12 protein-coding genes and 3 pseudogenes are annotated in these 20,150 nt (G+C 67.7%); 9 read left to right on the forward strand and 6 right to left on the reverse strand.

The window, feature by feature from the left end; translation table 11 throughout:
- The first annotated feature begins 26 nt into the window (after positions 1–26).
- Positions 27–1,363: pseudogene (phoR, locus tag M0765_RS22125) on the forward strand (phosphate regulon sensor histidine kinase PhoR).
- Here the strand turns inward: phoR and M0765_RS22130 are convergent.
- The 3 genes and pseudogenes from M0765_RS22130 to M0765_RS22140 form a co-directional block, all read right to left on the reverse strand.
- A complete protein-coding gene (locus M0765_RS22130) occupies positions 1,352–2,695 on the reverse strand; it encodes an MATE family efflux transporter (protein ID WP_258505927.1) in 1,344 nt (447 codons plus the stop codon). The pseudogene phoR and the gene M0765_RS22130 sit on opposite strands and share 12 nt — an antisense overlap.
- A 3-nt stretch (positions 2,696–2,698) precedes the next feature.
- Positions 2,699–4,434 (reverse strand): annotated as a pseudogene (locus M0765_RS22135) (hypothetical protein).
- Between the two features lie 85 nt (positions 4,435–4,519).
- Positions 4,520–4,789 carry a type B 50S ribosomal protein L31 gene (locus M0765_RS22140; protein WP_019653042.1) on the reverse strand — a complete coding sequence of 90 codons (270 nt, stop codon included), beginning with the start codon at positions 4,787–4,789 and terminating at the stop codon, positions 4,520–4,522.
- A 153-nt stretch (positions 4,790–4,942) separates the two neighbouring features.
- On the opposite strand from M0765_RS22140, the gene M0765_RS22145 reads away from it, so the two are divergent.
- Positions 4,943–6,016, forward strand: coding sequence for an oxidoreductase (locus M0765_RS22145; protein WP_258505928.1), 1,074 nt, complete (start codon positions 4,943–4,945; stop codon positions 6,014–6,016).
- A gap of 53 nt (positions 6,017–6,069) precedes the next feature.
- Here the strand turns inward: M0765_RS22145 and rho are convergent, their stop codons facing one another.
- Both rho and trxA read right to left on the reverse strand, forming a co-directional pair.
- On the reverse strand, positions 6,070–7,335 hold the full coding sequence (gene rho, locus M0765_RS22150) for a transcription termination factor Rho (protein WP_012747432.1): 1,266 nt from the start codon (positions 7,333–7,335) through the stop codon (positions 6,070–6,072).
- A 180-nt stretch (positions 7,336–7,515) separates the two neighbouring features.
- Entirely contained in the window at positions 7,516–7,848 is a 333-nt protein-coding gene (gene trxA / locus M0765_RS22155) for a thioredoxin TrxA (RefSeq protein ID WP_012747433.1), read from the reverse strand.
- Positions 7,849–8,006: 158 nt separating this feature from the next.
- Here trxA and M0765_RS22160 point away from each other — a divergent pair.
- The 6 genes and pseudogenes from M0765_RS22160 to M0765_RS22185 all read left to right on the forward strand — a co-directional run bounded on the left by M0765_RS22160 (position 8,007) and on the right by M0765_RS22185 (position 18,195).
- Positions 8,007–10,603, forward strand: a pseudogene (locus tag M0765_RS22160) (PD-(D/E)XK nuclease family protein).
- Positions 10,600–13,860 (forward strand): UvrD-helicase domain-containing protein, encoded by a 3,261-nt coding sequence (locus tag M0765_RS22165; protein ID WP_258505929.1) that lies wholly within the window; start codon positions 10,600–10,602, stop codon positions 13,858–13,860. Before M0765_RS22160 ends, M0765_RS22165 begins: the two are co-directional and overlap by 4 nt.
- Complete coding sequence (locus tag M0765_RS22170) at positions 13,857–15,101, forward strand: TIGR03862 family flavoprotein (protein ID WP_258505930.1); 1,245 nt, start codon at positions 13,857–13,859, stop codon at positions 15,099–15,101. The genes M0765_RS22165 and M0765_RS22170 overlap by 4 nt, the downstream gene beginning before the upstream one ends.
- Before the next feature lie 81 nt (positions 15,102–15,182).
- Positions 15,183–17,099 carry a galactose oxidase-like domain-containing protein gene (locus tag M0765_RS22175; RefSeq protein ID WP_258505931.1) on the forward strand — a complete coding sequence of 639 codons (1,917 nt, stop codon included), beginning with the start codon at positions 15,183–15,185 and terminating at the stop codon, positions 17,097–17,099.
- Between the two features lie 33 nt (positions 17,100–17,132).
- The gene (locus M0765_RS22180) at positions 17,133–17,573 is read left to right on the forward strand and encodes a hypothetical protein (protein WP_258505933.1); all 441 of its coding nucleotides are present in this window, start codon (positions 17,133–17,135) and stop codon (positions 17,571–17,573) included.
- 13 nt (positions 17,574–17,586) lie between these two features.
- Positions 17,587–18,195 (forward strand): SCO family protein, encoded by a 609-nt coding sequence (locus M0765_RS22185; protein ID WP_258505935.1) that lies wholly within the window; start codon positions 17,587–17,589, stop codon positions 18,193–18,195.
- Between the two features lie 55 nt (positions 18,196–18,250).
- Here the strand turns inward: M0765_RS22185 and M0765_RS22190 are convergent, their stop codons facing one another.
- Entirely contained in the window at positions 18,251–18,940 is a 690-nt protein-coding gene (locus M0765_RS22190) for a winged helix-turn-helix transcriptional regulator (protein WP_258505936.1), read from the reverse strand.
- A 109-nt stretch (positions 18,941–19,049) separates the two neighbouring features.
- Between M0765_RS22190 and M0765_RS22195 the strand changes: the two genes are divergently transcribed.
- Positions 19,050–19,922 (forward strand): class I SAM-dependent methyltransferase, encoded by an 873-nt coding sequence (locus M0765_RS22195; protein WP_258505937.1) that lies wholly within the window; start codon positions 19,050–19,052, stop codon positions 19,920–19,922.
- Positions 19,923–20,150: the final 228 nt, after the last annotated feature.

Consider the following 20,150-nt stretch of genomic DNA (forward strand, 5'->3'; position numbering starts at 1 on the left):
GCCGCGGGCGCGGATAATCGCGCGCCATGCCTTTCCGTATTGCTACTTTTCTTATAGCGTCCATCGTCTTTGGCTTGGGCGCTGCAGGCATTTTCGGCTGGAAGTTCGGATGGCTGGGTGCCTGGCTGGGCGCGGTGCTCTGGCTCGCGCTGGACGCGTGGCGGGCCGAGCGCCTGCTGCGGGTGTTGCGCAATAACGCATCGGGGCTGCCCACGCGCGGAGCCGGCGTGTGGGGTGAACTCGCGGAGCGAATCCGCAAGCTGCTGCGCGAGCGCGAGCAGCAGACCCGGCAGGCCGAAGAGCGCCTTCAGGAGTTTCTGGCGGCCATCCAGGCGTCCCCCAACGGCGTGATCCTGCTCGATGAGCAGGGCCGTATCGAATGGTGCAACCAGACGGCGGCCGCCCAGTTCGGCATCAATGCCGAGCGCGATCTTTGCAGCACCTTGCAAACCTGGTGCGCGACCCGGCCTTCGTGGCCTACCTGGCCTCGTGGAACTACAGCCGCGATGTCGTCATCGATGCCTCCGGCCACGGCCAGGCGCAGCAGCGCAGCCATCCGGTGCGGCTTTCGGTGCAGGTGCATCCGTATGCCGGCAACCGGCGCATGCTGCTCACGCGCGACATTACCGCGGTAGAGCAGGCGGAAGCCATGCGGCGCGACTTCGTCGCGAATGTTTCGCATGAAATCCGCACGCCGCTCACGGTGCTGGCCGGCTTTGTCGAAACGCTGCAGAACCTTCCGCTCGATGCGGAGGAGCGCACGCGGTACCTGTCGCTGATGAGCCAGCAGTCGCACCGCATGGAAACGCTGGTGAACGACCTGCTGACGCTCTCGCGCCTCGAAGGAAGCGCGCCGCCTTCGGGCAACCAGTGGATCCGGATTCGCGCGCTGCTTGCGCAGTGCGAAGACGAAGGGCGCGGGTTGTCCGGCCGGCTGGTGCCGCAGGGGCATCGGCTTTCCTTCACGATCGACGCCGAGTCCGAAATTTCTGGTGCGCCGACAGAGCTGCAAAGCGCCATGTCGAACCTGCTGACCAACGCCATTCGCTACACGCCCGGCGGCGGCGAGGTGGCGGTGACCTGGCGGCGGTTGCCCGACGGGCGCGGTGAATACGCAGTGCGCGACACCGGCCCCGGCATTGCCGCCGAGCACATTCCCCGCCTGACGGAGCGCTTCTATCGCATCGACCGCAGCCGCTCGCGCGAGACTGGCGGCACCGGGCTGGGCCTCGCCATCGTCAAGCACATTGCGCAGCGGCACGGAGCTGAACTGCGCATCGAGAGCACGGTGGGCAAGGGCTCCCGCTTTGCGCTGGTTTTTCCGGCGAACAGGGTGCGGGAAGCGCGGCTGCTAGCGAAGTGAACGCCGCATCGTCCACCGCAGCAGGGCGCCGAACAGCACGGCAGTGACCGCGAGCGCGCCCGAGCCCATGAGCCAGAACGCCAGCGGCGACTGCATCGCGGGCCAGGGCCCCAGGCCGCGGTAGGCCAGCAGATAGCTGCCGCCAAGGCCCAGCCCCCACAGCAGCGTGCAATAGATGACGAGCGGCGCCAGCGTGACGCGGTAGCAGCGCAGCACGAACACGCACAGCGTCTGCAGCGCGTCGGCAAAGTGGTAGGCCGCCACCACCAGCAGCAACGCCGCGGCAATTGCCACCACGGCCGGGTTGTCCGAATACACGTGGGCCAGCTTGAAGCGCAGGGCCACCATGGCCCCCGCGAAGAACAGCGCGCAGAGGGCGGTGAGCTCAAACCCCATGCGGCAGGCGCGGCGCGCCTTGGCCGCATGGCCGGCACCGAGCCAGAAGCTCACGCGCGCGCTGGTGGCAATGGCCAATGAAAGAGGCACCATGTAGGCCACCGCCAGCACGTTGGAGGCAATCTGGTGTGCTGCTGCCGCGGCCGTGCCGAGCCGAGCGATGAACAGCGCCATCAAGGTGAACGAAGTCACCTCCACCAGCACCGCCAAACCCCCGGGAATGCCAAGGCTTGCAAACTGGCGGATCTGCCGCCAGTCGGGTGCCTCGATGCGTTCCCAGAGCCGGTAGTCCTTGTAGAACGAGCTGCTGCGCAGGAGCCATGCCGCACAGGCCAGCATCGCCCAGTTCACGCACAGCGTGGCCCAGGCGCAGCCCACCAGGCCCATGGCCGGCAGGCCCGCGCCGCCGAAGGTGAACCAGATCGACAGAGGAAGCTTCACGAACAGCGAGCCGAGCTGCAGCCAGGTGACGACCTGCGGCTTGCCGAGGCTCTGGTTCAGCGTGCTGAACAAGCGGAAGAGCAGGGCAGGCGGCAGCGCAAAGGCCAGCACTGCCAGGTACGCCTCCACGCCGGCACGCATGTCGGGAGGCACCTGGGTCCAGCGCAACACCGCGCCAGGGAAAAGCAGCACCACCATGCCGATCGCGATGGTGATGGCGCTCAGGTAAAGCGACTGCCGCACCGAGCGGCCGACTTCGCTCCTGCGGTCGGCGCCGTGCAGTTCGGCCCACACCGGCAGCAGCGCCTGCAGCACGCCCATCAGCGAGACGAACACGCTGATGAAGACGGCCGCGCCCACCGACAGCGCGGCGAGGGCGCTTTCGGCATAGCGCCCGGCCACGATGGTGTCGGTCACGCCGAATGCCATCACGGCCAGCTGGCCGACCAGCACCGTGCCGGCGTGCCGCGCGATCAGACCTCTTTCGCCGGTCACTTGCTACGGTGCGATCTTTTGATAGAGCAGCAGGTCGTCGGTCGCGCTGCTGGGCCGGCGCAGCGTGCCGCTGAAACGCCATTGCTCCAGGGGAATGATGGTGTGCAGCCGCTCGATGGTCTCGGGGCTGACCAGCAGCCACGGGCAATTGGTGCCAAGCAGCAGCGGCTGCAGGTTGAAGCGGCCATGGTGCTGCAGGGCCGCAATGTGCGCGCGGCTGAGCGCCAGTTCGGCAACGCAGCTCGGCTGTCCGACCCGTTCGGCGACCGCGCGCACTTGCGGAACGTAGCTGCGCGCGTAGTCGATGGAGGGCAACCAGAGCGTCATCAGCAGCATCCAGCACAGCGCGGTGCCGCCGGCAGGGAGCACCAGCGTTTTCCAGAGCGCGGCCTGGTGCCGCCCGGTGCGCCAGCGCACCACCCAGCACCAGGCGATGGTTGCGGCCAGCGCCAGGACAAACGGAACCATAGAGAACTCGGGCACGAAGCCTGGCACCAGGCGTGCCACGCTGGCGGCCGGCTTGGGCGGCACGCCGGTCTGCATGGCGATCCAGTAGACCCAGCCCAGCACGGCCAGGCCGCTGAAGAACAGCACGTTGAACCAGTCGATCAGCGCCGCCGCGCTGCGCCGGAAGGTCGGCAGCGCGAAGGCCGCCAGCGTGGCGAACGCGGGCAGCGCCAGCAGCAGCGACCGGTCGGAATAATCGGTGGTCCAGGTGGCGGCCAGCGGCACCAGCGCAAACCAGAAAGGCAGGGCCACGTGGCGCGCGGTGAGCTGCCGGCGCCAGCGCCAGAGCGTCCAGATGGCCAATGGCCACACCGGCCAGGTGAACCACACCAGCAGTTTGGCCTGGCTGCGCACGTCGCCCAGCACGGAGGTGCTGCTCGGGTGCCTGCCCGGCAGCTGGATTTTCCATTCGAGCAACCCGAGGCCCACGGCCAGCGCCGCGGCCACCAGAGCGACTGCGATCATCGTCGCGAGCGCCCCCGGGTGTAGATGGGCCCTTCGTCCGTCGTGGTGTCGGCCTTGCGGGCGGTGCGCCGCTCGTAGGCCATGAAAAGCGCACTACCGATCGCCAGTGCCAGCCCGACCGTGGGGCCGCCGCTCAGCGTCATTCCGACCGTGCCGACGATCAGCGCGATAACGGGGCCGACTCGGCGGTATGGCAGCGCGGCCACGCCGTAGAAGAGATGCGACGCGAAGTACAGCTGCGCCAGTGCCGGCGTGGTTTCGTGGCCGAGCTGGGCCAGGCCCAGGCAGGCGATCAGCGCCAGCAATCCGCCGTCGGCGATGGCGCGGGCGTAGTCGGTGGGGCGTGCCTCGCCGCCGAAGGCAAAGGCCACCGGCTGGGCCCGCGAGGTGCGGGCAAGGTAGTAAACCGCGTACCAGGTGGCGGTGAACGTGCCCCAGAGCATCAGCGCAAAGACGATGCGCACGGCCAGGTCGGGGTGCAGCCACGAGGGCGCGATCTTGATGGCCCAAGCGCCGATCCAGTACGGAATGAGCGCCGGCGTTTCAGGCCGCAGGCCCAGCAGCATGGGGTCGAACCAGCGTGCAATGCCTTCGGTGGTTCGCGCCAGCTCGGCCATGTAGCCGAACGACGTGATGTCTGCGCTCTTCCACGGGCCGCGTCCCACAAGGCCCGGCAGAAGGTAGGCGGCGCATAACAACAGCAACGCAATGCGCGGCAACCGGCGCACGGCGCTCTGGGCAACGATCGCAGGAGTGGGTTGATTCACAGGGGAAGATGAGCGAACGGCGGTTTTGGGAAAGAAAAAGGGCAGCGCGGTAAACCGGGCTGCCCTCAGTGCGAAAGCGCGTGCTTTACTTGGAAGCAGCGCCGGTCGTCTTGCCGAAGCGGTTGCGGAACTTCTCGACGCGACCGCCCATGTTGTCGACCGACTTTTGCGTGCCGGTGTAGAACGGGTGCGATTCGCTCGTGGTGTCGAGCTTGAACAGCGGCAGTTCGCGGCCGTCGTCGGTCTTGCCCATTTCCTTGGTGTTCGCGCACGAACGGGTCACGAACTTGAAGCCGTTCGACATGTCGACGAACAGAACTTCGCGATAATTCGGGTGAATGCCTTCTTTTGCCATGGTGTTTCCTTTGGGGTCGATGCGAGAGCCACAAGCGTGCCGGCAGAGGGCAAGCTGTTCCTTGGGGAAGCGCCGGGCAAAACGCCCAGCCGCACTTTTCGCGGAGCCGTCGATTATCGCATACTGGCCGTTTCGAGTGAAAGGCCTCCGTAGATGACCTCCAGAACCTTGCGTGCCGGCCTCGTCGGCTACGGCTTTGCCGGCCAGACCTTCCATGCGCCCGTGCTTTCGGCCGTTCCGGGGTTCGAACTGGCGGCCGTGGCCAGTTCGCAGCCGCAAAAAGTCAATGCCGACTGGCCGAATGCAGCCGTGGTGCCCGACGTGGCGGCGCTCGTGGCCCGGCCGGACATCGACCTGGTGGTGGTCGCCACCCCCAATGCGCTGCATTATCCGGTTGCCAAGGTGGCGCTGGAGGCCGGCAAGCACGTGGTGGTGGACAAGCCTTTCACCCTCGACGTGGCCGAGGCCCGGGATCTGGAAGCGTTGGCCCGGCGCAACAACCGGGTGCTGGCGGTTTACCAGAACCGGCGCTTCGACGCCGACTACCTCACGCTCAAGGACGTGCTGGCCAGCGGCGAGCTCGGCCGCCCGGTGTACCTGGAATCGCATTTCGACCGCTTTCGCCCCGAGGTGCGCGACCGCTGGCGCGAGCAGAAGGTGCCCGGTGCGGGCCTGTGGGTCGACCTGGGCGCGCACCTGGTCGACCAGGCTGTCCAGCTGTTCGGAAAGCCCGATTCACTGCAGCTCGACACCGCGGCGCTGCGCGACGGGGCGCAGGTCGAAGACTACTTTCATGCCGTGCTGCGCTACGAAAGCGGCCCGCATGCCCCGCTGCGCGTGGTGCTCCACGCCACGACGCTCGCGGCCCATGCGGCGCCGCGATACATCGTCCACGGCACCCGCGGCAGCTACATCAAGCACGGCGTCGATCCGCAGGAAGACGCGCTGCGCGCCGGGCAGCGGCCGCCCATGGCGGGGTGGGGCGCAGACCCGCAAGACGGCGAACTCGTGGTGCCCGGCAGCGATGGCGGGGAGCCGCAGCGCCGCGTTTGGCCCACGCGGGCCGGCAACTACGTCGACTACTACGCTGCGGTGCGCGATGCGATCCTTGGCAATGGCCCGAATCCGGTGCCTCCCGAGCAGGCCGTCGCGCTGATGGAACTGCTCGATATCGGCCAGCGGAGCGCGGCCGAGGGGCGGGCGATCCGTATCGTCGAACGCCCATGAAAAAAGCGCGTTGACCGGGAGGGTCAACGCGCTTTTGCGGTGAGCGTGGGAGCTCAGCCGCCGCGACGCATCATGTCGAAGAACTCGACATTCGTTTTCGTCGCCTTCATGTTCTTGAGCATCAGCTCCATCGACTCGATCTCGTCCATGTTGTACATGAGCTGGCGCAGGATGCGCGTCTTCTGCAGGATCTCGGGGGCGAGCAGCAGTTCTTCGCGGCGCGTGCCGCTGCGGTTGAGCTGGATCGACGGGAACACGCGCTTTTCGTACAGGCGGCGGTCCAGGTGGATTTCGGAGTTGCCGGTGCCCTTGAACTCTTCGAAGATCACTTCGTCCATGCGGCTGCCGGTATCGATCAGCGCGGTGCCGATGATGGTCAGCGAGCCGCCTTCTTCCACGTTGCGCGCCGCGCCCAGGAAGCGCTTGGGGCGCTGCAATGCGTTGGAGTCGACACCGCCGGTCAGCACCTTGCCCGACGAGGGCACGACGTTGTTGTAGGCGCGGGCAAGGCGGGTGATCGAGTCGAGCAGGATCACCACGTCCTTCTTGAGCTCGACCAGGCGCTTGGCGCGCTCGATCACCATTTCGGCCACGTGCACGTGGCGCGCTGCGGGCTCGTCGAAGGTCGAGGCAATGACCTCGCCCTTCACGGTGCGCTGCATTTCGGTCACTTCTTCAGGCCGCTCGTCCACCAGCAGCACCATCATGTGCACTTCGGGGTAGTTGGCGCTGATGGCGTGGGCGATGTGCTGCATCATCACCGTCTTGCCGCTCTTGGGCGGCGCCACCAGCAGGGCGCGCTGGCCTTTGCCGATGGGAGCGATGATGTCGATGATCCGGCCCGTGATGTTCTCGTCGCTCTTGATGCCGTCGCGCTCGAGCTTCATCTGCTCCTTGGGGAACAGCGGCGTCAGGTTCTCGAACATCACCTTGTGCTTGTTCTGCTCGGGCGGACCGTCGTTGACCTTGTCGAGCTTGGTCAGCGCGAAGTAGCGCTCGCCGTCCTTGGGCGTGCGCACTTCGCCTTCGATCATGTCGCCGGTGTGCAGGTTGAAGCGGCGCACCTGGCTCGGCGAGATGTAGATGTCGTCCGTGCTGGCGGTGAAGCTGGTGTCGGGGCTGCGCAGAAAACCGAAGCCGTCGGGCAGGATTTCGAGCACGCCGTCGGCGAAGACCTGCTCGCCGGCCTTGGCGCGCTTCTTGATGATCGCGAACATCAGCTCCTGCTTGCGCATGCGGCCGACGTTTTCGATCTCAAGCGCTTCAGCCTGCTTGAGGACTTCAGACACGTGGAGTGCCTTGAGTTCGTTTAAGTGCATGGAATGACCCCTCGCGGGGTAATCGATCGGAAAACGGGGGGAGGTTAAACGTGAAGCGAGAACTGCTTCACTAACCGGGGAACTCGAACCGGTTGCCTGGAAAGGGCCGGTGATCTGTGGGAGATTATGACAGGAAAAATCGTCCGGCCAACGCATTGCGCGCTGGCCGGTTGAAATGTCTCAGGCGAGCTGCTGGTCGATGAAGGCCGTGAGTTGCGCCTTGCTCATGGCGCCGACCTTGGTGGCGGCCAGCTGGCCGTCCTTGAACAGCATGAGCGTGGGGATGCCGCGGATGCCGAACTTGGCCGGGATGTCGCGGTTTTCGTCCACGTTGAGCTTGGCGATCTGCAGCTTGCCTTCGTAGGCGGTCGACACTTCATCCAGGATGGGTGCGATCATCTTGCAGGGGCCGCACCATTCGGCCCAGTAGTCGACCAGCACGGGCTGGCTGGACTTGAGCACGTCGGCTTCGAAGGAAGAATCGGAGATGTGTTTGATCAGGTCGCTGGCCATGTGATGTGTCCTTGTGCGCGGAGAGTTTCGGTGCAGCTAAAGTGCTGGTCATTGTGACAGAAACCAAGGGGTGGGGTGCCGTGCGGGAACGCTATGGCGCCGATAGCAAAAGCCCGTTGCGCGTCGCGCCCCCACGCCCTCCAACCCCTCGATAGAACATGAACGAAGGCCACCCCGTCCAGGCCCTGTGGTGCGACCCCGCCGACGGCGTGGTTGCCCGCATTGCCGCCGCTATTGCAAAGCGGCAGCTGCACGCGGCGCGCACCGTGGTGCTGGTGCCCTATGCGCAGCTCATGGGAGTTGCGCGCGGCATGTGGGGGCGCTGCGGCAGCGCGGGCTTCGTGCCGCGGTTCGAAACCACGCGCAACTGGGCGCGCAGCTCGGGCGGTTTTTTGCCCACGGGCTACGACATCGCGTTCGACATGGCGCGCGACCTGGTCACGGCCCAGGCGCTGCTGTCGCAGGCCGGCTTTGCCGCCGAACGCTTTGCGCTCGCGGGCCGGGTGGTCGAGCTGGCCTACCAGCTGGCTCCGCTGGCGGCCGCCGCGTTACCGCAAGAGCGCGGCGGCGAATGGGCGCAGAAGGCGGCCCACGTGGCCGAAGCGGGCAGCGAGTCGGAGTGGTTCCGCATCGAAAGCGCGCTGATCCGCGTTGCGGTGGCCTGGGCCGCCAACTCTGGCTATGCCACCGATGTGCTGCTGCGCGAGAGCGTGCGCACGCAGGTCGATGCGATCATCGTGCTCGAGGGCTTCCAGACCGATCCGCTCACGCAGACGCTGTGCAACCTGTGGGGCGATCGCGCGATTCATCTCTCGCTGGTGCCCACGGCGCCGCCCGCCGCGGCCGCCAGCGCGCACATTGCCGACGACCCGGAGGACGAGGCGGAACTGGCCGCCGCCTGCGTGTTGCGGCACCTGGCAGAGGGTCGCGCGCCGGTCGCGCTCATCACCACCGACCGCGCGCTCACGCGGCGCATCGGCGCGCAGCTCCAGGCGCACGGCATCACGGCGCACGACGAAACCGGCTGGAAGCTTTCCACCACGCGCGCCGCCGCCACCGTGATGAGCGCGCTGCGCGCCTGTGCGCACGACGCGGGCAGCGACCAGGTGCTCGAGTGGCTCAAGAGCAGCGTCGACGGCGATGCGCTCGCCGTGCAGGCGCTCGAGGCGCGGCTGCGGCGCGAGGGCGTGCGCGAGTGGGCTGCCTGGTGCGGGCAGGCCGCGCGCAGCGAAAAGCCGCAAGACATCGCATTGCTGCCCTTCACCGAAGCCGTCGAAGGCCGCCGCATGGCCATGGCCCGTTCCAGGCCGCTTGCACACTGGCTCCGGGCCCTGCGCGAGCTGCTCGAAGCCGGCGGGCAGTGGGAGCCGCTCGCCGCCGACATGGCCGGTGGCAAGGTGATCGGTGCCCTGTGGCTCGATGCCGGCGCGCACGGCGACGACGACGAATTTCCAGGCGGGCGCCACACGCTGGCCGAGTTCACCGCCTGGGCGCGCGACGTGCTCGAAGACGCCAGCTTCGTGCCGCCAGCCGGCGGCGACGTGCCTCAGGTGGTGGTGCTGCCGCTGCACCAGCTGCTGGGGCGCGCATTCGGCGCGGTGGTCATTCCAGGCTGCGACGACCGGCGCCTGCCTGCCTCGCCCGAGCCGCCCGGCAACTGGAGCGCTGTCCAGCGCGCCGAACTGGGCTTGCCCGCGCGCGAAACGCTCGAGGCCGCGCAGCGTTCGGCCTGGGCCGCGGCCTTGTGCAACCCTTGCTGCGAATTGCTGTGGCGCCAGTCCGATGCGAGCGGCGAGCCGGTGCGGCCGAGTCCGCTGGTGCAGGCGCTGCAGCTCGACCATGCGCTGCAAATGGCGCCGGATCCGCGCACGCCGCGCGAGGTTGCGGTGCAGCCGACCGCCTATCCGACACCTTCTGGAGCGCTGCTGCCGCTGCGGAACATTTCGACCAGCGTCTACGAAGACCTGCGCCGCTGCCCCTACCGCTTCTTCGCTTTGCGGCAGCTGGGCCTTCGCAGCGCCGACGAGCTCGACGCCGAGGTCGACAAGCGCGACTTCGGCAACTGGCTGCATGCCGTGCTGGGCCACTTTCATGAGGCGCTGAAGGAAACCCCCACCAATGCGATGGCGGAACGCGTGGCGTACATCACCGCCGCGGCCGAGCGCGCCACGCACGAGTTCGCTCTCTCCGATGCCGAGTTCCTGCCGTTCGCCGCGGCATGGCCGGCGGTGCGCGACGGCTACCTGCAGTGGCTCGCCGGGCATGAGGCAAGCGGTGCGGTGTTCGCCGAATCGGAACCGTGGATGGAGCAGCCGTTGAGCAACCTGCAACTGGTCGGCCGCTTGGACCGCATCGACCGCATGCCCGATGGGCAGGCCTTCGTGATCGACTACAAGACTGAATCGGCCGCGGTCACCAAGGAGCGCGTGAAGGATCCGACCGAGGACACGCAGCTGGCCTTCTATGCCGCGCTGGTGGCCGACGACACGCTGCGTGCCGCCTACGTGAATGTCGGCGAGAAGTCGTCCGGCACGCAAACCGTCGAGCAACCCGTGGTGGTGGAGGCGCGCGATGCGCTGGTCGCGGGCATCCTCGATGATTTCACGCGCATTGCCGAGGGTGCGGCGCTTCCGCCACTGGGGAGGGCGCCATCTGCGACTACTGCGCCGCACGGGGGCTTTGCAGAAAAGACTTCTGGGAGATCGAACAACCTCCGCCTTCGACTGAAGCTGCGGCTGGAGGCCCTGCCCAATGAACGGCGCCGCCTACGAACACAACGGCCGGCACGTCACGCGCGAGGCCTTCTACACCGTCGCCTGCGATCCGCGTCGCTCCGTTGCGGTCGAAGCCTGCGCCGGCGCAGGCAAGACCTGGATGCTGGTGTCCCGCATCTTGCGCGCGCTGCTCGAAGAGGGCGAATCCGCCTGCGAGCCGCACGAGATCCTGGCGATTACCTTCACCAAGAAGGCCGCTGGAGAAATGCGGGAACGGCTCGACCAATGGCTGGAGCAGTTCGCCGAGCGCAGCCCCGAAGAACTGGTGCACGAGCTCGTCATGCGCGGTGTCGATCCCGCGGCCGCACTTGCCGCCGTCCCGCGCCTGAAAGGCCTCTACAGGCGCTTGCTCGAAGGCGGCCGGCCGGTGCAGTTTCGTACCTTCCATGCCTGGTTTGCAGGGCTGTTGCGCAACGCGCCACTGGCGGTATTGCGTGAACTCGGCCTGCCTGCGAACTACGAACTGCTCGAAGACGATGCCGAGGCGCGCGCGCGCACCTGGCGGCCCTTCTTCGAGGCCGTGACGGCCGACAAGGAGGCGCTGGCCGACTACTACGCCGTCGTGGCCACCTACGGCCGCTCGCAGACCGCCAAGGCCCTGGGCGAAGCGCTCACGCGCCGCGTCGAGTTTGCGCTGTCCGACCCGGCGTCGGCGGTGCAGCACTTCAGCGCCATGCATCCTTCGCTCCGAGGCCTGGACGAGCCGACCGATGCCTTGAGTGGAGACCTTGTCAGGCGCCGCTGGCTCGATCGCGCCGCCGCGCTCGGCCGCGAGGCCAACAAGACGCCGCAGAAGGCCGCCGAGGCGATCATCGACGTGTTCGGCACCGGCGAGCCGCCGAGCGAATCGCGTGCCGCCGCCTTGGCGCACCTGCGCAAGAATTTCTTCGTCGCGACGGAAGACCGGCTCACCAAGAACCTGCAGAAATTCCCCGCCGCGCAAGAAGCCGAAGCCGAGCTCCAGACCCTGTGCATGGCGCAGGCCCAGCACGCGGCGTGGCTCTACCAGCAGCGCATGACGCGCCTCACGCGCATCCTCGTCTCCGCGTTTGCCGATGTGAAGCGCGCGCACGGCTGGGTCGACATGAACGACGTCGAGCAGGCCGCGCAACTGCTGCTGGGCCAGTCGGCGCTGTCGGGCTGGGTGCAAGAGCGGCTCGATGCCCGCATCGCCCATCTGTTGATCGACGAGTTCCAGGACACCAACCCGTTGCAGTGGCAGGCGCTCTACGGCTGGCTCAGTGCCTACACCGGCGCGGGCGGCAAGGCGCCGCGCGTCTTCATCGTGGGCGATCCGAAGCAGAGCATCTACCGCTTTCGCCGCGCCGAGCCGCAGGTGTTCATTGCCGCGAAGAAGTTCGTGCGCGAAGGCTTGGGCGGCGAACTGCTCAACTGCGATCACACCCACCGCAACGCGCGTGCGGTGGTCGGCCTTGTCAACCAGGCGATGCTCGCCGCGCAGGACGCGGGCGAGTTCGACGGCTACCGCGCGCACACCACCGAGCGCAACGACGAGGGCGAACTGCTCAAGCTCCCGCCTATCGACCGCGATGCGGTCAGCACGGCCGCAGCCGCACCTGCCGACGACGGCATGCTGCATTGGCGCGACAGCCTCGTGACGCCGCGCGTGCTGCCCGAAGAGCAATTGCTGCAAAAGGAATGCGAGCAGGCCGCACGCTGGGTGGCGCAGCGCATTGCCGACGGCACGCCGCCGCGGCAGATCATGGTGCTGGCGCGCCGCCGCAACCGTCTATCCGCCATGCAGGACGCGCTGCGTCAGCGGCACATTCCCGTGCAGCAGCCCGAAAAGAACGAGCTGCACGATGCGCCTGAAGTGCAGGACGTGGTCGCGCTGATTGATGCGCTGGTCTCGCCCGCGCACGACCTCTCCCTGGCACGTGCGCTCAAGTCACCGCTGTTCGGCATCGGCGACGACGCACTGGTGCAGTTGGCGCTGCGCCAGCGCGAGCACCCCTCTGTGAGCTGGTTCGCGCTGATCCAGAAGGGCGAAGGCTTGCCGCCGGAACTGGTCGAGGCGGGCGCCAAGCTCAAGCAATGGCGGCGCTGGCTTGCTGCGTTGCCACCGCACGATGCGCTCGATGCGATCTTTCACGACGGCGATGTGCTCGCCAGGTTCGGCGCCGCCATGCCTTCGGCCATGCGCCAGAGTGCCTTGGCCAATCTGCGGGGGCTGCTGGCGGCATCGCTGGAGATCGAAGGCGCGCGCTACGCCACGCCTTATGCGCTGGTGCGCGCATTGCGGGCCGGGGGCGTCAGGGCGCCGTCCGTCGCCGTGCCCGATGCGGTGCAACTGCTTACCGTGCACGGTGCCAAGGGCCTCGAGGCCGACACCGTGCTGATGCTCGACTGCGACGCGCCGCCGCCGCGCGCCCAGACCATGGGCGTGCTGGTCGAATGGAAGGGCAGCGACAGTGCGCCCACGCGTTTCGTGTTCCTGGCGAGCGAGAAAACACCGCCGGGCTGCGCCACCACGTTGCTCGAAGAAGAACAGCGCGCGCGCCACCGCGAAGAGCTCAATGGTCTTTACGTCGCAACCACCCGGGCGCGCGAGCGCCTTGTGCTGTCGTCGGTGCAGCCGGCCCGCGCCAACGAGGGCAGCTGGTGGTCGCGGCTCGAGTCGATGTGCGAACCGGCCGAAGCCGATGAGCCGCTGATCGTGTTGCCGGTGGCTTCCGGTGCGGGCAGCTTCCCGATGAAGCAGATGCCCACGCTCGCGCCGACCGTCAAGGAACCCGTGGTTATCAAGAAAGCCGCCGACGCCACGGTCGATGCGCGCGCTGCCGCGTTCGGCCAGGCGATGCACCGTCTGCTCGAATGGGCCGAGCCGGGCGAGCCGCTGCCGGCCGCGCATGTGCGCGCCGCGGCGCGCGAGTTCTTGCTCGACGCGCAGCAGGCACGCGGCGCCGCGGTGCTCGCCGAGCGCATTCGCGGCGGCGCCGGCGCATGGGCTTGGAATGAGCGCATGATCGACTGGCACGGCAATGAAGTCACCCTGGTGCACGAGGGCGAAACGCTGCGCATCGACCGGCTGGTGCGCGAGCGCGCCACCGGTGCCTGGTGGATCCTCGACTACAAATCTGCCGCCCGCCCTGAGCGCGACGCGGCACTCATCGCACAGATGCAGCGCTACCGCGCGGCTGTGCAACATGCCTATCCCGGTGCCACGGTGCGCGCCGCGTTCCTGACCGGGCAGGGCGAACTGGTAAATCTCGAATGACTCTTTCCCATACCGTCGCCGTCATCGGCGGCGGACCTGCCGGCCTCATGGCGGCCGAAGTCTTGAGCGCGTCCGGCGTGCAGGTGCACGTGTACGACGCCATGCCCTCGGTGGGCCGCAAGTTCCTGTTGGCCGGCCGTGGCGGGCTCAACCTTACGCACTCCGAGCCCTTCGACATCTTCATGAGCCGGTTTGGCGACCGGCGCGCGCAGCTCGAACCCATGCTCACCCAGTTCGGCCCGGAGCAGGTGCGCCAATGGGCAGCGGGCCTGGGCATCGAGACCTTCGTCGGCACCTCGGGCCGCGTCTTCCCGACCGACATGAAAGCCGCGCCGTTGCTGCGTGCATGGCTGCAGCGGCTGCGCGCAGCGGGCGTGCAGTTTCATATGCGCCATCGCTGGCTTGTGGGCGGAGATGAGCCGATCGCTGCGGCTTCGCTGCGGTTCGCCACCCCGGCAGGCGAGGCCGCCGTGAAGGCCGATGCGGTAGTGCTCGCGCTCGGTGGTGCCAGTTGGGCGCGGCTGGGCTCCGATGGCGCTTGGGCGCCGTGGCTCCAGGCACGCGGGGTCGACGTTGCGCCGCTGCTTCCCGCCAATTGCGGCTTCGATGGAGCAGGGTGGAGCGAACATTTCTCCAGCCGCTTCGCGGGCCAGCCCTTCAAGTCGGTCGCCATTTCGTTCACCGACAGCCACGGCCGCCGCTTTGCACGCAAGGGCGAGTTCGTTGCGACTGCAACCGGCATCGAGGGTAGCCTGATCTACGCAGCATCGGCATTGCTGCGTGACGAGATTACTGCGCACGGCAGCGCCACGCTGCTGCTCGATCTGCTGCCAGACCGCAGCGCCGAGCAAGTGCTGGCTGCCGTCACGCATCCGCGCGGCGCCCGTTCGCTCAGCAGCCATCTCAAGAGCCGGCTCGGCCTGGAAGGCATCAAGGCCGGTGTGCTGCACGAAGTGCTGAGCCGAGAGGCCATGCAAGACCCTGCGCAACTGGCAGCAACCATCAAGGCCGTACCGCTGCGGCTGGTTGCGGCACGCCCCATCGATGAAGCCATCAGCACCGCGGGTGGTGTTCGCTTCGATGCGCTGGACGAAGGGCTCATGGCGAGCGCATTGCCGGGCGTGTTCGTTGCGGGAGAAATGCTCGATTGGGAGGCGCCGACCGGCGGTTACCTGCTGACGGCCTCCATGGCCAGTGGTGCGGCCGCGGCCCGCGGAGCCATCAAGCAACTGGATCTTTAGTGGCATAGTTGAATACTTTTGTATTGTTTATTGCGCGCACAAGGAATAAGCTGCGGGCAGACAAAAACAAAAGGAGCAGCGATGACCAGCGTTCCATCGCCGCGCGCCGCGCGCGGGCTTGCTTATGCATCCCTGGTGTTCCTGGTTTGGTCCGGCGGTGACGCAGGAGGCGGCGCCCGCGCTCAGGGCGCAAATCCGACGCTGGCGGGCCCGTCCTCCGCATCGGCAAGCAGGCCGGCGCCATCAGACGGACAGCCGGCTTCCCTCACCAGTCCGTCCCCCGGCACCAAGTTCGCCAGCCGCAGCGCGACCTTCGTCTGGAACAACACGGGTGCCAACCAGTACGGCTTGACGATCCTGTCGGCCTCTTCGGCGACACCCGTGGTGGACACATCGACAAGTGCGACAACGCTGACGGTGACAAACCTTCCCATAGACGGCGCGCGGCTCGTGGTTCGGCTGCGCTCCCGATTCAAGGGGAAGTGGCTGCCGGCCAACGAGTACCTGTTCACGGCAGCCGGATACACCGCGGCGCAATCGACCGCCGCGGTGAAGCCCTGGTCCGATCCGATCACGCTGCCGCTCGTGCCCGCAGCGGCCGCCAACCTTCCCGACGGCAAGCTGCTTCTGTGGGCAGCCCGCTCGCCGACCAGCTTCAGCACGAGCAGCAACGAGGCGTACACCTACACCTCGGTGTTCGACCCCGCCACGCGAAGCGCCAGCCCGCTGGTGGTCACGGCCACCGGCCACCAGATGTTCTGCCCTGGCCTGAGCATGCTGGCCGATGGCAGCGTGCTGGTCAGCGGCGGCAGCGATGCGACGAAGACCTCGATCTACGACCCGGTGCTGGGCGGCTGGATGACGGGTGCGCAACTCGGCATTGCACGTGCCTACCAGTCGAGCACGACGATGTCCGACGGCTCCGTGTTCACAGTCGGCGGGTCGTGGAACGGTGGGCAGGGCGGCAAGTACGGCGAGGTGTGGTCGGCCGCCACCAAGACCTGGCGCACGCTGTCCGGCGTACCGGCCCACATGCCCGATGCGAGCAATGTCTCGAACCCGCCGCTGGCCGGACCGGACGCGGCCGGGGTCTACCGGGGCGACAACCACATGTGGCTGTTCGGCGCCGCCAACGGATGGGTATTCCACGCCGGGCCTGCTGCCGCAATGCACTGGATCGACACGCGCGGCAGCGGCGCCATCCTGCAGGCCGGGCTACGCAGCGACGACCCCTATGCCATGACTGCCAGCGCCGTGATGTACGACATCGGCAAGATCCTCAAGCTCGGTGGCGCGCCCAACCACGACAGCGGCAACGCCTTCAAGACCGCCTACATCATCGACATCAGCGCGGGCGCGCCGGCGGCGCCCACGGTGCGCAAGCTTTCGCCGATGGCCTATGGCCGAACCTTTGTCAACAGCGTGGTGCTGCCTAACGGCGAGGTGTTCGTGATAGGCGGACAGACGCAGCCCGTTCCGTTTTCCGACTCCTACAGTGTGCTGGCGGCCGAGCTGTGGAGCCCGGTGCTGGAGAGCTTCATCACGGTGCCGCCGATGCAGAAACCGCGCAACTATCACAGCGTGGCCCTGCTGCTGCCGGACGCACGCGTGCTGACAGGCGGCGGCGGGCTGTGCGACTGTGCGGGCGACCACCCGGACGCGGAGATCTACACGCCACCGTACCTGCTGGCGGCGGACGGTTCGCCGGCGTCCCGCCCGGCCATCACTGCCGCGCCGGCCAGCGCCACATGGGGGAGCCAGATCGCCGTGGCCACCGACCGCGCGGCGGCCCATTTTTCGCTGGTGCGCATGGCATCGGCCACTCACTCGGTCAACACCGATCAGCGCCGCATCCCGCTGTCATTCACGGGCACGGCAGGCAACTACCAGTTGGGCATTCCGACCGATCGCGGGACGGTGCTGCCGGGCAACTACATGCTGTTCGCACTCGACAGCAGCGGCGTGCCGAGCGTGGCGCGCACCATCAACATCCAGTAGCGGCCGGCGCGTGTCGCGAAGCCGGGGCTTTCGATGATGATGCTGGCGCTGGCGCTCGGAACCGCACTGGCCGTTGGCCCGTCGGAAAAGACTGAAGCCGCGGTGCCTTCGTCGGTGGCGCGTGGCGCGCGCCTGTTCGATGGCACCGAGCCACTCGCCGGCACGCTGTCCGGCCACAGCGTGCCGCTGCCGGGCGCAGCGACGCGCTGCATCCAGTGCCACGCGGGACCCGGCAAGTCCACTGCCGCTGTCTACGGTTTTGCGCCGCCGCTCGACCGGCGCCAATTGCGCGAAGTCCTCCCGCGCCGCGGCGGACCGCCCGTCGCGTACGAGCGCGCATCCTTCTGCCGCACGCTGCGCACCGGCATCGACCCAGCCCATGTCGCGCTGCCCCGAGCCATGCCGCGCTTCGATGCCGACGAAGGCCAGTGCGCGGCGTTGTGGGACTACCTGACGCAAGCCCTTGCTCAATGACTCAATGAACTCAATGAACCCAATGAACACGCGGAGCCCCTTCATACCCTCACGAGGTGCATCCCGCGGGCGCCGGCGCCTGCTTGCCGCCGGTGCACTGGCGTGGCTGGGTGTGCTTTCGGCCCGAGCAAACACCAGCATCGGCCCGGTGCTGCCGGCGGTGTCGGCTCCGGCCCTGCCGCTGCGGCGCCACGACGGCGCCACACCGATGCTCGCGGCGCAGTTGCGAGGCGCCCCAACCGCCGTTCAATTGATGTTTACCGGATGCAGCACGGTCTGCCCGATCCAGGGTGCCTTGTTCTCGACGCTGCAGGCGGCATTGCTGCCCGAGCGCTACACGGCGGTGCGCCTGCTGTCGCTGAGCATCGACCCGCTGTCCGACGACCCTGTTGCACTGAGCGCCTGGTTGCGACGCTTCGGCGCACGGCCAACGTGGAGCGCGGCGGCGCCAGCTCCCGAGGCACTTGAGTCGATGCTCTCGCTGTTCACGGGAGGCGCGGCAGCGGGCGACCGCCATACCGGCCAGGTTTTTCTGTTTGATCGTCACGCCCGGCTGGTCTGGCGAACCAGCGAGTTGCCGCCGGCCGAAGAGGTCATGGCCGGACTACGACAGATTGGTTAGTTGGATGCAGCGGCTGGGTCTCTGACGGTTTCGCGCGGCTGCGGCGGGGAACGCCTCAGGGCCGCGCTGCAGTCCGGGTGTCGGCAAAAACGCTGCGCCCCAGCCAGCGCCAGAGGTCGCGGGTATCGGATTCCGTGCCGATGACGCGCAGGCGCCGCTCGCGCAGCGCAGCCTCGGCGTCGAGGTCGCCGGTCCAGATCTCGGTCAGCGTCCGCACGGTCGATTCGACGATCAGCGTCGGTTCGTCGCCGGGGTTGTCGCGGCAGAGGTCGGCGCTGCCCTGATCGACGACCAGCCACCAGCGCCGCTCGCCCTCGGCTGCGTCGGTGAAGCGGAAGTGGATCACGATGCAGCGCGCGCGCGGGCACTCGTCGATCCGCACGAAGCGGCGGACGTCCCACATCAGGAAGCCGGCGTCCAGCTGGTCGCGCTTGAGCCGGCTGCCGATCCAGCGCGCGCCCCAATGGCCCAGCGCCATCACGATCGGGCGCAGTTCCTCGCCCGCTGCGGTCAGGTGATATTCGGCCGTGCTGCCGTCGCCCTGAACCCGCTTGATGACACCCACTTCCTCCAGCTTGCGCAGGCGCTGTGCCAACAGCGAGCCCGACATGCGCGGCACGCCGCGCCGGATGTCGTTGAAGCGCGTGCTCCCGCACAGCAGCTCGCGCACGACCAGGGGCGTCCAGCGCTCGCACAGCACCTCGGCGCCGCGCGCCACGGTGCAAAACTGGCCGTAGTCGATCATGGTGCCAATTTAGTCCTTGAGGCGAGCCGAGGCCAGTACAAATTCTGGACTGGCGAACCTCGGGCCGCACTGCCATTCTTGAGACTCCCTCACTCGATGGAGACTCATCATGACCACCGTCACAGCCCCGCCGGCATTCAACGCCGCCGCCTTCAAGACCACCACCCGGGCTCAATGGCAAGCTGCCGCCGAGGCCTGGCATCGCTGGGGACCGTTTCTTGGCCGCTGGCTGGGCGATGCAACGGAAACGATGTTCGACCTGGCCCGCATCGGGCCCGGCAGCCGGGTGCTCGACGTCGCGGCCGGTGCGGGCGAGCAGTCGATCGGTGCCGCGCGGCGCGCGGGCGCCAGCGGCCACGTGCTCGCTACCGACATCGCGCCGGCCTTGCTCGAGCGCGCGGCCGCGGATGCCAAGGCCGCGGGACTGTCGAACCTTGAGACCCTTGAACTCGACGGCGAGGCGCTCGACACGCTGCCCGCCGGCAGCTTCGACGCGGCAATCAGCCGCGTGGGCCTGATCTACTTCCCAGACCAACAGCGCGCGCTCGCCGGCATGCGGCGCGCCTTGCGTCCGGGCGGGTGGGTGTCGGCGGTCGTCTACTCGACCCCCGAGCGCAACGCCTTCTTCTCGATCCCCGTGAAGATCATCCGCGAACGCGCACGGCTTCCCGCGCCGCTGCCGGGGCAGCCCGGGCCTTTTTCGCTCGGTGCCGAGGGCGCTCTCGAGGCCGCGTTTGCCAAAGCCGGCTTGCGCGACATCGAGGTGCGCCGGGTGTCGTCGCCGGTGCGGCTGGCGAGCGCGGTCGAATGCGTGCGCTTCGAACGCGAGTCCTTCGGCGCGCTGCACCAGATGATGGTCGGGCTCGACGAAGCCGAGCGCGCGAGCACCTGGGATGCTATTGAAGAGGCGCTGCGCCAGTTCGAAGGCAGCGAAGGCTTCGTCGGGCCGTGCGAAATGCTGGTCGGCGCGGGAAGCACGTGAGGGTGGGAGTGGGGCTCAGAGCCCCTCTTTCGACGCGCAAGTTCTTGTCTTGAGAACTCGCGGTTTTTTGATGTTAGGTTGACGAGACCAATGCTTTCGCGTTGCGCCCCAGAGGGGAAGCCGTATTGTGCACCCTTCAGCGGAGCACACGAAGGGCACACGCGTTGCGGAGTCCAGAGGGATGGATAAGCCCCTGGAAATCCCAGAAAGCTATGGGCAAACAAGCGG

The organism is Variovorax sp. S12S4 (assembly GCF_023195515.1).
Taxonomy (GTDB): Bacteria; Pseudomonadota; Gammaproteobacteria; order Burkholderiales; family Burkholderiaceae_C; genus Variovorax.

Coding starts and splice junctions, on each gene's coding strand:
- M0765_RS22140 (WP_019653042.1), bottom strand. CDS start 4,789: ATGGCAAAAGAAGGCATTCACCCGAATTATCGCGAAGTTCTGTTCGTC.
- M0765_RS22145 (WP_258505928.1), top strand. CDS start 4,943: ATGACCTCCAGAACCTTGCGTGCCGGCCTCGTCGGCTACGGCTTTGCC.
- rho (WP_012747432.1), bottom strand. CDS start 7,335: ATGCACTTAAACGAACTCAAGGCACTCCACGTGTCTGAAGTCCTCAAG.
- trxA (WP_012747433.1), bottom strand. CDS start 7,848: ATGGCCAGCGACCTGATCAAACACATCTCCGATTCTTCCTTCGAAGCC.
- M0765_RS22165 (WP_258505929.1), top strand. CDS start 10,600: ATGAACGGCGCCGCCTACGAACACAACGGCCGGCACGTCACGCGCGAG.
- M0765_RS22170 (WP_258505930.1), top strand. CDS start 13,857: ATGACTCTTTCCCATACCGTCGCCGTCATCGGCGGCGGACCTGCCGGC.
- M0765_RS22175 (WP_258505931.1), top strand. CDS start 15,183: ATGACCAGCGTTCCATCGCCGCGCGCCGCGCGCGGGCTTGCTTATGCA.
- M0765_RS22180 (WP_258505933.1), top strand. CDS start 17,133: ATGATGATGCTGGCGCTGGCGCTCGGAACCGCACTGGCCGTTGGCCCG.
- M0765_RS22185 (WP_258505935.1), top strand. CDS start 17,587: ATGAACCCAATGAACACGCGGAGCCCCTTCATACCCTCACGAGGTGCA.
- M0765_RS22190 (WP_258505936.1), bottom strand. CDS start 18,940: ATGATCGACTACGGCCAGTTTTGCACCGTGGCGCGCGGCGCCGAGGTG.
- M0765_RS22195 (WP_258505937.1), top strand. CDS start 19,050: ATGACCACCGTCACAGCCCCGCCGGCATTCAACGCCGCCGCCTTCAAG.